11 protein-coding genes and 5 tRNA genes are annotated in these 12,244 nt (G+C 59.3%); 5 read left to right on the top strand and 11 right to left on the bottom strand.

Going from position 1 to position 12,244, the window contains the following annotated elements; all coding sequences use genetic code 11:
- Nucleotides 1-36: 36 nt before the first annotated feature.
- From KW821_RS04885 to KW821_RS04900, 4 genes are all read left to right on the top strand, one after another.
- Nucleotides 37-915 (top strand): AraC family transcriptional regulator, encoded by an 879-nt coding sequence (locus KW821_RS04885; protein ID WP_218290624.1) that lies wholly within the window; start codon nt 37-39, stop codon nt 913-915.
- A 79-nt stretch (nt 916-994) separates the two neighbouring features.
- On the top strand, nt 995-2,374 hold the full coding sequence (dcuC, locus tag KW821_RS04890) for a C4-dicarboxylate transporter DcuC (RefSeq protein WP_256353346.1): 1,380 nt from the start codon (nt 995-997) through the stop codon (nt 2,372-2,374).
- A gap of 12 nt (nt 2,375-2,386) precedes the next feature.
- Nucleotides 2,387-3,697 (top strand): lyase family protein, encoded by a 1,311-nt coding sequence (locus KW821_RS04895; protein WP_218290626.1) that lies wholly within the window; start codon nt 2,387-2,389, stop codon nt 3,695-3,697.
- 112 nt (nt 3,698-3,809) lie between these two features.
- Complete coding sequence (locus KW821_RS04900; RefSeq protein WP_218290627.1) at nt 3,810-4,514, top strand: oligogalacturonate-specific porin KdgM family protein; 705 nt, start codon at nt 3,810-3,812, stop codon at nt 4,512-4,514.
- A gap of 185 nt (nt 4,515-4,699) precedes the next feature.
- Here the strand turns inward: KW821_RS04900 and KW821_RS04905 are convergent, their stop codons facing one another.
- From KW821_RS04905 to yqfB, 4 genes are all read right to left on the bottom strand, one after another.
- Nucleotides 4,700-5,296, bottom strand: coding sequence for an HAD family phosphatase (locus KW821_RS04905; RefSeq protein ID WP_042652679.1), 597 nt, complete (start codon nt 5,294-5,296; stop codon nt 4,700-4,702).
- Between the two features lie 130 nt (nt 5,297-5,426).
- Nucleotides 5,427-5,777, bottom strand: coding sequence for a DUF1622 domain-containing protein (locus tag KW821_RS04910; RefSeq protein ID WP_042652678.1), 351 nt, complete (start codon nt 5,775-5,777; stop codon nt 5,427-5,429).
- Nucleotides 5,778-5,838: 61 nt separating this feature from the next.
- Complete coding sequence (locus KW821_RS04915; protein ID WP_218290628.1) at nt 5,839-6,759, bottom strand: alpha/beta hydrolase; 921 nt, start codon at nt 6,757-6,759, stop codon at nt 5,839-5,841.
- Nucleotides 6,760-6,849: 90 nt separating this feature from the next.
- Entirely contained in the window at nt 6,850-7,188 is a 339-nt protein-coding gene (gene yqfB, locus KW821_RS04920; RefSeq protein WP_218290629.1) for a N(4)-acetylcytidine aminohydrolase, read from the bottom strand.
- A 298-nt stretch (nt 7,189-7,486) separates the two neighbouring features.
- On the opposite strand from yqfB, the gene KW821_RS04925 reads away from it, so the two are divergent.
- The gene (locus KW821_RS04925) at nt 7,487-9,319 is read left to right on the top strand and encodes an SLC13 family permease (protein WP_218290630.1); all 1,833 of its coding nucleotides are present in this window, start codon (nt 7,487-7,489) and stop codon (nt 9,317-9,319) included.
- Between the two features lie 183 nt (nt 9,320-9,502).
- Here the strand turns inward: KW821_RS04925 and KW821_RS04930 are convergent.
- The 7 genes from KW821_RS04930 to pth form a co-directional block, all read right to left on the bottom strand.
- A tRNA-Leu gene (locus KW821_RS04930) sits at nt 9,503-9,586 on the bottom strand.
- An 8-nt stretch (nt 9,587-9,594) separates the two neighbouring features.
- A tRNA-Met gene (locus KW821_RS04935) sits at nt 9,595-9,671 on the bottom strand.
- 35 nt (nt 9,672-9,706) lie between these two features.
- Nucleotides 9,707-9,781, bottom strand: a tRNA-Gln gene (locus tag KW821_RS04940).
- Nucleotides 9,782-9,933: 152 nt separating this feature from the next.
- A tRNA-Gln gene (locus tag KW821_RS04945) sits at nt 9,934-10,008 on the bottom strand.
- Nucleotides 10,009-10,021: 13 nt separating this feature from the next.
- Nucleotides 10,022-10,098 (bottom strand) — tRNA-Met (locus KW821_RS04950).
- A gap of 235 nt (nt 10,099-10,333) precedes the next feature.
- Entirely contained in the window at nt 10,334-11,425 is a 1,092-nt protein-coding gene (gene ychF, locus KW821_RS04955; RefSeq protein WP_218290631.1) for a redox-regulated ATPase YchF, read from the bottom strand.
- 144 nt (nt 11,426-11,569) lie between these two features.
- Complete coding sequence (gene pth, locus KW821_RS04960; RefSeq protein ID WP_218290632.1) at nt 11,570-12,166, bottom strand: aminoacyl-tRNA hydrolase; 597 nt, start codon at nt 12,164-12,166, stop codon at nt 11,570-11,572.
- Nucleotides 12,167-12,244 lie beyond the last annotated feature (78 nt).

Below are 12,244 nucleotides of genomic sequence, written 5' to 3' on the forward strand. Positions count from 1 at the left end.
AATCGGACTCACGAAATAACACTCTAGAGTCAATATATGGAAAACCAACACAAATATCAGATCCTGGTGCCATTTATAGAGCCTGTTGGAAACCAGTCTGTGCCTTCGGTCAACTATTCCAAGACGATGGGGTCGAGCGATAGCTGGATTGGTTGTGGATATATAAACCGGAACGGAAAATCGAAGGCGCTTGCCAATGTCAGTTTTCCTTATTTTTCATTGGTACTGGTGCTGGATGGCAGGGGAACTTATATCGATGAACAGGGCCAGCAATATTCTCTTGGCAAGGGCAGCGTCTTCTTGCGCAGACCCGGCCAGCGCCATTCCAGCCATTGCGAGAGCCTGCCCGCTTGGAAAGAAGTCTATCTGGATTGCGACCGGGCTCTGTATGAACACCTGGCTTCATTCCTGATCCCTGAGCACTGCGCCGTCGTCTTTCAAACGGCCAGCCCGCTGGAGGCCATCGATCACTTCTCCGGTTTCATGGAGTTTGTGAAGAACGCCAGCGAGCTGGATATGCCCAGCGTTTATATCAAATTCATCGAGCTGCTCGGCGCCCTCTTTAATGGCTCGATGAATCATCCTGAGCACCATGAAAACAACATGGTCAATCAGGTCAAGCTGGCACTGGATGAACTCTGTCATCAGCGCATAGATTTAAAACTGTATTGTGATGAGCTGGGGCTGAACTATGAGGTATTTCGCAAGGAGTTCAAGGAGCAGACCGGACTGTCGCTGATGAAATATATCGTCAGGTGTCGGTTGGATAAAGCCTGCACCCTGCTGAGAACGACCAATCTGCGGATATCCGAGATCTCCAACGAACTGGGCTATTCATCGCAATACGAATTTTCGAATCAATTTAAGCGTTATTTCAATCTATCTCCAAGGCAATACAAACAAGGCATTAATTAAATCCTGTCGGTTGGGTTGTGATTGCTGCCTTCACCATGATTTATTCTGTTAAATGAGAGAGCTGTCCATGATTGCTTATATGGCTGTGCCCATCGTTTTTATAACGATGTATATGATCATAAAGAACTATCAGACTCATACCACCTTGACGATTTCCGGCCTGCTGATGCTGACCGTGGGCGCCGTATTCACCCAGGGTGGCATTGCCGACTTTATGGGGGCACAATATAAATTCAGTTCGACGGGATCCACCTTCTTCGACCTGTTCGGGGCCTTCAGCGCCATCATGTCGGAGCGCACCGCGACCATTGGCATGATCGCCATGACCTCGGCCGGCTTCGCCTCCTACATGAGCAAGATTGGCGCCGCCGACAGTCTGGTCAAGGCCTGCGCCAAGCCACTGCAGCTCATCAACAAGCCTTATCTGATCCTGGCCCTGGCGTTCATCATAGGGCAGACCCTGAACCTGGTGATCCCGAGCCCGGCCGGGCTGGCCATGCTGCTGCTCATCTCTTTCTATCCGATCCTGCTGCAAGCCGGGGTCAGCCCGCTCTCGGCGGCCGTAGTGATCGGCACCTGCGGTTCTCTCGATCTGGGCCCGGGCTCCGGCAACTCCAACGTCGCGGCCGAGCTGCTGGACATGTCGATCACCGAATACTTTGCCAGCACCGAGATCCTGGTGGCCATACCGGTCACCCTGACGGTGGCGGTTACCCATTTCTTCGTGCAGAAGTGGTTTGACAAGCGTGATGGCCACAAGCGTTCACAGACCGAGATCAAGGTCGCCGGCGAGCAGGACGATCGACAGGGCGCCCCTTACTCGCGACTCTATGCCATGCTGCCCTTCCTCCCCCTGGCGCTGCTGCTCATCTTCTCCGACATTGGCATTGCCAGCGTCAAGATCAACGCGCCCATCGCCATGTTTGCCTCCTTGATCATGATCGTGGTGATCGATGCCTTCAGGGTGAAGAGTCTGCAGCTGGCGCTCGATCACTCCTTCGAGTTCTTCAAAGGCATGGCAGGGGCGTTCAGCACCGTGGTCGTCCTGATCGTGGCCGCCACCATGTTCACACTGGGGCTGGATGCCATCGGTGCCGTCAACGCGATGAAGTCGATGATCCTGGCGGGTGATGTCCACTATCTGCTGATCACCCTGTTCGGCATGCTGATCATCGCCTTTACCGCCATGTTGACCGGATCAGGCAGTGCCGCCTTCGTCAGCTTCTCCAACCTGGGTTCCGAGCTGTCGGCCGCGGCCGGTGTGAAATCGGTGCTCATGCTGGTGCCCATGCAACACGCCGCCGGTTTTGGCCGCTCCCTGTCCCCCGTCGCGGCCGTGGTGATTGCGGTGGCGGTGGCGGCCAATGTCAGCCCGTTCGAGGTGCTGAAGCGGGCGTTGATCCCCTGCATCGTCGGTATCTTCTCCACCCTGTTCTACACCCAGCTTATTTTCTCTTAATGGTGCCATAAAATGACCACATGCTACGATCCGACGAGCTATACCCTGAACCGCAACGGGTTCGATAATATCTACGAAGACACCCATATTTATCAGACCTGGTTGGACATAGAGGCCATTCTGGCGAAGGTGCAGATTGAGCTCGGCATCATCCCAAAGGCAGCGGGGGAGGTGATCATCCAGCACTGTGATATCGGGCTGCTCGATCGGGATAATATCATCCAGGGTTATATCAAGACCAAGCATCCGCTGGTGCCTGTCCTCAATGAATTGGGGCGCATAGTGGGTGATGAGGCCGCCAAATATATTCACTACGGCATCACCACCCAGAATATTCAGCAGACGGCCGAGCTGTATCTCTGCAAACGATTCAATCAGGAATTTATTGCCCTCATCGACAAGATGGTGGTCAATATAGGCGAACTGAAACGGCGGAATAAAGACGTCGTCATCGCTGCCAGGACCCATTCCAGGCATGCGCTACCCATACTGCTGAATACCAAGTTCGCCGTGTGGGAAGACGAGCTGTTGAGGTGCAAGGATATTCTGGTCGGCTCGGCGCCAGGCATCTTCCAGGTCATGATGGGGGGCGCCGTGGGGGGCTTCCATACCCTGCCAGAGGTGGGGCCCAGCATGCAGGCGCGGATCGCCGAGCTGCTGGAGATGGGGGAGATGAAGATCCCGAGCCGCTCTATCCGGGTGCATATGTGCCAGTACGTCAACAACTTGACCCTGATTGCCCAGAGCTGCGCCAAGATAGCCGAGGAGGTCTACATCAGCTCGTCCGAGGAGTACTCGGAGATGAGCGAGGGCTTCTCCGAGGGTCAGATAGGGAGTAGCACCATGCCCCAGAAGATCAACCCGGCCCTCTGCTACGGCATCATCGGCAACGCGCGCATCCTGTTCAACCTGCCCAGCACCATGCTGAACATGGCCGTTCGCCCCTTCGAAGCCGATGGCTGCAGCAACCTGATCATCGACAACTCACTGCGGGAGGCGAATCTGCTGACCCATGAAATCATGTTGAAGACGGAGGCGCTGTTGCAGGATCTCTTTATTGACCGTGCGGCCATGCAGCGCAACCTCGATATTACCCAGGGCATGATCAGCGCCGAGAATGTGATGATGGCGCTGTCGAAAAAAGGATTGGGGAAGGCGAAGGCCCATGAGGCCGTATATGACATCATCATGCGGGCCAAGAAAGAGGCCATCTCTTTCAGCGAAGCTTATATTCGCCAGCCTGAGCTGCATGCATTCCTGTCTGTCGACGAATTTGAAAAGGCGATAGCCCCGCGATCCTATGTCGGACTGGAATATTGCTGATAGCCATTCCCCGCTAATTAAATAACCCATTTTATATTTCCCCTTCTTCCTGACATATCCGGCAGGAGGGGCATCCATATACATTTTTTACGCAGAACAGTTGGAGTAAATAATGAAACTTGCTGTAAAACTGAGTGTGGTCTCACTGACATTGGCCTCCGCGGGCGCACAGGCCCTGACCCTGGATTATCGCCATGAATACAAGGCCGATAGCGAGACCCAGGCCAATCGCCTCAAGCTATCCCATGCCACGGAGGATGGCCTGTTCTTCAGCGTCGAGGGCAAGATGGCGGAGGGCTCAGACGTACAGGCGGACGGCTTCAAGGACGGCAACGGCAACTGGAGCGGCAGCGGCAGCGAGTGGGAAGTGGGCAAGAAGTTTCAGGTCACCGACAAGCTGGCGCTGGCGCCGGCCATCAACCTGGATGTGGGGGATTCCTATATCGGCTATCGCGTCCAGGTGAAGTCGTTCTACACCATCACCGACAACTGGTTCACCACCCTGCGCTGGCGTGGTGGTATCCAGAAGGATGAGAAGCCGACCGCCGCCGACAAGAATTACAACCAGCTCAACTGGGAGCTCGGTTATAAGGGAGAGGGCTTCACCATCACCGGGGACTACGAATACAAGTTCACCAATTACGAGGACTACAAGGGCGATCACAGCAATTGGCTGTATAACGTCGTCGTCGCCGTGCCCATCAACAAGCAGTGGGTGCCCTACACGGAAATTGGCTATGTGCCGCGTTATAACAGCGAGCACGACAACGACGAGATGGAAATGCGTTACCGCCTCGGCATCAAATACAACTTCTAAGCCAGGCTGAAGGTTTGAGTCACCGGCTTTCTGTTGCCGCAGACCTCATAGGGAGGTCGGGCACGGAAAGCCGGTTCATTTATTTCCCCCTCCACTGGTCTCCACCAGACTTCATATCATGACGACATGGGCGGCCGGCATGGGGCTGCTTGCCTCTTCGCGAGCCCCATCGCGCTATCTCCTGTTTACACCAGCAGCAGTTCGCCTTCGGTGGCGAGCACAGTCGCCATGCCGGCGGCCTTGCCCGCCTGGATGCCGATCCGGGTATCTTCGAACACCAGGCAGTTGGCCGGGTTGGCGCCGAGTCGTTCGGCCACTCGCAGGAAGGTGTCGGGATGGGGTTTGTGGTTGGTCACGTCGTCGGCGCTCACCAGCACCGAGATATAGGCATCGAGACCGGTACTTCGCAAGATACGCTCGGCCTGATTGCGCGGTGAGCCGGTGCCTATGCCCATGGGGACCTTGCCGTGGTGCTGCCTGACCAGCTCCCACATCTGGGGGAAGACGCCGGCCTTGTCGATCTGCTCCATGTAGAGCGCTATCTTGCGGCGGGCGAAGGCCTCGATGTCGATGCTCAGCCCGTGCTGCTCGGCCAGTATGGCGACGATCTTGCGGGTGGGAATGCCGCCATATTCATTGAGCTCCTCCCGATCGAACGGCAGGCCGAACTCGGCACTGGTCAGCGCCCAGGCATCCAGATGCAGGGGCATGGAGTCCACCAGGGTGCCATCCATATCGAAAATCAGGGCGTCGTATTGCTCAAAACGGGACTGCTCGGCCATGGGGGCCTCCTCTCGGGCTAAAGGGCTACAGTACCAGATCCGCCGGCGTTATGCCGCAGGGGAAGGCACCGGTCCGGACTGAGGGGCATGAGCCCGGCCTGCGGCCGGGGCCCGATGACGGCGTGGCGGCTCAGGGGCGCTGGCGTTCGGTCTGGGCCTCCAGCTCCTTGCCGAGGAAGTAGTTCAGGAAGGTGCGGATCACCGCGATGATGGCGAGCCGGATCAGCTCCTCCTTGCTCGGCGCCACCGTGGTGGCCAGGATATCGGCGGCGAGCTGAAACTCCAGCGCCAGAATGAGCCAGCTGCCGAAGCAGAGCCGGATGCGGGGAAAACCGGGTTCGTGATCCCGCACCCGCGCCGCCAGCCAGAGGGTCTTGCCAAGGCCAATCACCACGCAGGCGATGGAGATGATCTCCAGCAGCAGCTGGAACAGCTCGACCCCGTGCATCATGGCCTCTTTCAGGCTCGCTATCTCAAACACTCGGGTCACCTCCCTGATTCAAAAGAGACACTTTTAACACGGCATGGGGGTCGGATCCAACTCAGAGCCTCTTGAGCTGCATGGCGACCTGCGCGATGGCATGACGGGCCGCAGGGCTTATGCCCGCCAGCTGGAAGAAACCGTGGATCACCCCGAGCTGTCGCTGACAAGTGGCGGCAACACCGGCTTGCAGCAGTTTGCCATACAGGGCCTCGCCCTCGTCGCGCAGGGGATCGTATTCGGCCGTCAGGATATGGGTCGCGGGCAGGCCGGCGAGCGCCGGGTGATGGAGCGGGCTGGCCTCGGGGTGATCGACCGGCAGCGCGCCTAGATAGGCGCGACAGCCGCTTTGCAACATGTCGGCGGTGATGAGGTAATCCTCGCCACAGTCGCGATAACTCTGGCTCTCGCCACTGGCATCCAGCATGGGGTAGATGAGCAGCAGGGCGGCGGGGAGGGGGGCGCCCATGGCCTTGAGCCGCAGGGCGGTGACCAGCGCGAGATGGCCGCCGGCACTGTCACCGGCCAGCGCCAGCCGCCGCGGGTCGACTTGCCACTCTTTCAACCGCACCATGATGGCGAGGGTCGCCGCCAGCGCATCGTCATGGGCCGCCGGGTAGACATGCTCGGGGGCGAGGCGGGTGTGGACCGCAAAGATCGGCGCATTGGCACGGTTGCACAGCATCCGCATCTGGCGGTCATGGGTCTCGAAATCCCCGCTGACGAAGCAGCCGCCATGAAAGTAGATGAGGGCGGGATGGGAAGCCTGCGCCCCCGGTGTCGGTCGATAGAGCCGCACGGCATACTGGGACTCTTGCCACTCCTCTATCTGTCCGACCTCCTCCCGCGCCCCTCCCAGCACGGCCGAGGCAAGATAACCCTCGCGGCGGGCCTGCCAGCTCAGTGCGCTGGCGTTGGGGCGACCGGCGGCGATAAAGCCGGCCACCATCTCGGCGATGGCCGGCTCCAGAGAGACTTCCATGGACACTCCACAATAACTGTATATAAAAACAGTGATTATTCGCCTCTGGGCTCCAATGGCAATAGGGCTGATGTGAGACGGTTCACAGACTCAGGTTTTGATCAGCTTGAATTCAATCACATAGAGCGGCGGCAGGGCGGGGTAGATGTCCCGGATGACGGTTTGGAGCTCGGTGAGGGTCATGTTCTCCTGGCGGGCGTGCTCGTCGCTTAGGGCATCGAAGGCGACGGGGGCCACCGACAGCACCTCTATGGTGCCGAAGGGCTGCAGCTCCGGGTTGGTGAAGAGCGCCAGTCGCTGGCCTGGCTGCCAGTCGGCTTCGCTCTCGTCGCGGATGGTGATGGTCTTGCGGCCCGCCTGGATGTCCTCCACGAAGCGGCTGAAGAAGGTGAACTTGGGATAGGGCTGGATTTGGGGTGGTACAGGCATGGGGTCTCCGTTGGGGGTGAGGGGTCGAGATAGGCGCGCAGGCCGGCAAGGTCGGCGCGTGGGCCCATTCTAGAGGGGGCCGGGGTTGAACGCTGCACTTTTTGCCTGATGACGTTGGGCGACAGGCCAGGGAGGGGCTCTCTGCGTCGCTGCCATTTTGCTGGCCTCATCTGAACTCGGATGTGCGATGATGGGGCCCCCCTTTATTGACATGTAACAAAATGGGGAGGGGGAAGCTGTGGTCTGATGGAGAGGGTTGCACCCCGCTGCCCGGGGGCGACGAGCGAAAGGAGCGAGTGTGAATTCCGAGTTGATCTGGGTCCTCTGCATGCTGGTGGGCGCCATTTATCTGTTTATTACCAACAAGGTCCGCATGGACGTGGTGGCCTTGTCGATCGTCATCCTGTTTGTGCTGAGCGGCATCCTGACCTTGCCGGAGGCGCTGGCGGGCTTCAGCGATCCCAACGTCATTCTGATCGCCGCCCTGTTCGTGGTGGGGGAGGGGCTGGTGCGTACCGGCATCGCCTACCAGGTGGGAGATGCGCTGGTCAAGGTGGCGGGCAGCAGCGAGACCCGGATGCTGGTGCTGCTGATGGTGGCGGTGGCGACCCTGGGGGCCGTGATGAGCAGCACAGGGGTGGTGGCCATCTTCATCCCCGTGGTGCTGAGCGTGGCGAACCGGATGGGGATCCCGGCCGGGCGGCTGATGATGCCGCTCGGCTTTGCCGGCCTCATCAGCGGCATGATGACGCTGGTGGCGACCCCACCGAACATGGTGGTCAACAGCGAGCTGATGCGCCACGGCATCCAGGGCTTCGGCTTCTTCGGTTTCACCCCCATGGGGGTGATCGTCCTGGGGATGGGCGTCCTCTACATGTTGCTGATGCGCAACTCGCTGGTGCGCGAGGGGGAGGAGGGCAAAGGCAAGTCGACGGGGCGCAGCACCATGCGCGACCTCATCCGTGATTACCGGCTGGCCGGTCGGGCCCGTCGGCTGGCGATCCGGCCCGACTCTCCGCTGATCGGCCAGACCCTGGACGAGCTGCAGCTGCGCGCCCGCTACGGCGCCAACGTCATCGGGGTGGAGCGCTGGCGCAAGTTCCGGCGGGTGATGGTGACCGTCTCCGGGATCACCGAGTTCCAGGCCAAGGATGTGCTGCTGATCGACATGTCCGATCCCGAGGTGGACGTGCGCGAGTTCTGCGCCGAGGCCAGGCTCGAACCCATGATACTGCGCGGGGAGTATTTCTCCGATCAGGCGCGGGAGGTGGGCATGGCCGAGGTCTCCCTCATTCCGGAGTCCCGTCTGCTCGGCAAGAGCATCCGCGAGGTGGCGTTTCGTTCTCACTATGGCCTGAGCGTGGTGGGGATCCGCCGCCACGGCGAGGCGCTGACCGGCAAGCTGGTGGACGATCCGCTGCAGATGGGGGACTGCCTGCTGGTGGTGGGTAACTGGAGCCTCATTCGCCAGCTGCAGACCCGCAGCCGCGACTTCCTGCTGCTCGGCCTGCCGGCTGAGGTGGATGAGATGGCGCCGGCCCGCAGCCAGGCCATTCACGCCCTGATCTGCCTCGGCGTCATGATAGCGCTGATGGTGACGGATCCCGTGCCCAACGTCATAGCGGCGCTCATCGCCTGCCTGCTGATGGGCAAGTTCCGCTGCATCGACATGGAGAGCGCCTACAAGTCCATCCACTGGCCGACCCTGATCCTGATCGTCGGCATGCTGCCCTTCGCCCTGGCACTGCAGAAGACCGGTGGGGTGGATCTCATCGTCGGTGGCCTGATGGCCGCGGTGGGGGACATGGGCCCTAGGGTGATGCTGGCCAGCCTGTTCGTGCTCTGTGCGGTGATCGGGCTCTTCATCTCCAACACCGCCACCGCGGTGCTGATGGCGCCCATCGCGCTTGGCACGGCCCACCAGATGGGGATCTCGCCCTATCCCTTCGCCATGACCATCGCCATCGCCGCCTCGGCGGCCTTCATGACGCCGGTCTCGTCACCGGTCAACACCCTGGTGCTGGGCCCCGGCAACTACAGGTTCGTGGACTTCGTGCGAATAGGGGTGCCCTTCACCCTGCTGGTGATGGTGGTGAGCGTCATCGCCATTCCCTGGTTCTTCCCGTTCTGAGCGGGGAGAAGAGACAAGCGGCCTGCGGGCCGCTTTTTTGTGGCCAGCCATCCTGGCCTGGCGGGATGAGTCCGGATCAGACAAGATGGTGAGCAGGGAGAGAAGGCGGGCAAGAGAGGAGAAAGGGTAAATCGCGGGCACAAAAAAACCAGCCTGAGCTGGTCTGTTTGGTACTGCTATTAATGGTGCGGAAGGAGAGACTCGAACTCTCACGCCTAGGGCGCCAGAACCTAAATCTGGTGCGTCTACCAATTTCGCCACTTCCGCAATATTAATGGTGGCTATGACGGGATTCGAACCTGTGACCCTCGCATTATGAGTGCGATGCTCTAACCAACTGAGCTACATAGCCGTCTTGTATGCGACAGAGTCGTGTACAAGTAAAAATGGCTGGGGTACTAGGATTCGAACCTAGGGATGGCGAGATCAAAACCCGCTGCCTTACCGCTTGGCGATACCCCAACAGTGCCCTTCAACAACACGAGTGCTGGCAAAGAACGTTCAAAAATGGCTGGGGTACTAGGATTTGTACCTAGGCACATTGACGAGATCAAAATCTCTCAATGCTTTCCTCAGCTTGCTACCGACAGATGAACATCGATAACCAAAAATAATGGCTGGGGTACTAGGATTCGAACCTAGGGATGGCGAGATCAAAACCCGCTGCCTTACCGCTTGGCGATACCCCAACTGAACAATATATGGTGGCTATGACGGGATTCGAACCTGTGACCCTCGCATTATGAGTGCGATGCTCTAACCAACTGAGCTACATAGCCAACCTTGCTTCCAGTGAGTCGTTGCCTCGTCACTGTGCGGCCGGAATTATGCGTATCTGGCTCTGGGGCGTCAACCCTTTTTTTGCCAGAAAAACCGAATTTGGGTGCGTTTGGCGAGTTATTGGACGCTGTCGTGCAAAAGCCCAACAATCTGGTTTTTTTTACGACATTTGCCAGCAGATCTGCAACAGATACCCAGCAGAAAGAGGCCAGCAAATGCTGGCCTCTCATGGGGTTAGACGTTGAACAGGAAGTTCATGATATCGCCATCTTTGACGATGTAGTCTTTCCCTTCGGCGCGCATCTTGCCCGCTTCCTTGGCACCTTGCTCACCCTTGTAGGTGATAAAGTCATCGAAGGCGATGGTCTGTGCGCGAATAAAGCCTTTTTCGAAGTCGGTGTGGATCTTGCCGGCCGCCTGCGGGGCGGTGGCACCGACCGGAATGGTCCAGGCGCGCACTTCCTTCACCCCGGCGGTGAAGTAGGTCTGCAGGTTCAGCAGCTCGTAACCGGAGCGGATCACCCGGTTCAGGCCCGGCTCTTCGATGCCCAGATCGGCCATGAACTCGGCGCGGTCGGCGTCGTCCAGCTCGGCGATGTCCGCCTCGATGGCGCAGCAGACCACGACCACCACGGCGTTCTCGGCGGTGGCGATTTCACGCACCTTGTCGAGGAAGGGGTTGTTGTCGAAGCCGTCTTCCGCCACGTTGGCGATGTACATGGTGGGCTTGAGGGTCAGGAAGTTGAGGTGGGCCACGGCGGCCAGCTCTTCCTTGTCCAGCTTAATGCCGCGGATCATCTGACCCTCTTCCAGCACAACCCGAATTTTTTCCAGGGTCTCCACTTCCAGCTTGGCATCCTTGTCGCCGCCCTTGGCACGCTTGGACTGGCGGTGGATGGCGCGCTCGCAGGCGTCCAGATCCGACAGCGCCAGCTCGGTGTTGATCACCTCGATGTCGTCGGCCGGGGAGACCTTGCCCGCCACGTGGATGATGTTGTCATCCTCGAAGCAGCGCACCACGTGGCCGATGGCCTCGGTCTCGCGGATGTTGGCCAGGAACTGGTTGCCCAGGCCCTCACCCTTGGAGGCGCCTGCCACCAGGCCGGCGATGTCGACGAATTCCATGGTGGTCGGCACCACGCGCTGCGGATTGATGATGGCAGCGAGCTGGTCGAGACGCGGATCCGGCATGGGGACCACACCCGTGTTCGGCTCAATGGTGCAGAACGGGAAGTTGGCGGCTTCGATGCCGGCCTTGGTCAGCGCATTGAACAGGGTGGATTTGCCTACATTGGGCAGGCCCACGATACCGCATTTAAAACCCATGGATTGTTACCTTACTTGATGGATGCTGTGAGGGACGCCCTTGGGCGACCCATGTCATGCTTGCTCGGGCCCTGAGGCGGCAACACCGCTCATGACCCGGGTCATCTCTTGTGTGAGCCGGTGCCGACTGCGCACCGATGCTCTCTATACCTTCTCGGCCTTGAAGCTGTGCAAGCGGTTCATGGCCTTGGTCATGTCTTGCTTGAACAGGATGTCGGTGGCGCGCAGGGATTCATCCAATGCGGCCTCGATCAGGCACTGTTCACTGCTGGGCGCCTTGGTCAGCACGAAGCCGGCGACCAGCTCCTTGGCGCCGGGATGGCCGATGCCGAGGCGCAGCCGGAAGAAGTTATTGTTGTTGCCCATCCTGGCGATGATGTCCTTGAGGCCATTGTGACCACCGTGACCGCCGCCCTGCTTGAACTTGGCAATGCCGGGGGGCAGGTCCAGTTCGTCGTGGGCCACCAGCATCTCTTCCGGCGCTATCTGGTAAAACCGGGCGAGCGCCGCCACGGCCTTGCCGGAGAGGTTCATGTAGGTGTTCGGGATTAGCAGCCGCACATCCTGCCCCTCGACCAGGAAGCGGGCGGTGTGGCCGAAGAATTTGGGCTCTTCACGCAGGCTGACATTGTGCCAGCGGGCCAGTTGCTCCACATACCAGGCGCCCGCATTGTGACGGGTCTTGGCATATTCGGGGCCGGGATTACCCAGCCCGACAATCAGTTTGATTTGACTTGTCACGCTTGATGTCTTCACTCGCTGCTTGCCGTGGACAGATGGCCCAGGGCAATGGGACGCAATATTCTAGCCGCCGACTGG

Source organism: Aeromonas sp. sif2416 (assembly GCF_019218665.1).
GTDB classification, from domain to species: domain Bacteria; phylum Pseudomonadota; class Gammaproteobacteria; order Enterobacterales; family Aeromonadaceae; genus Aeromonas; species Aeromonas encheleia.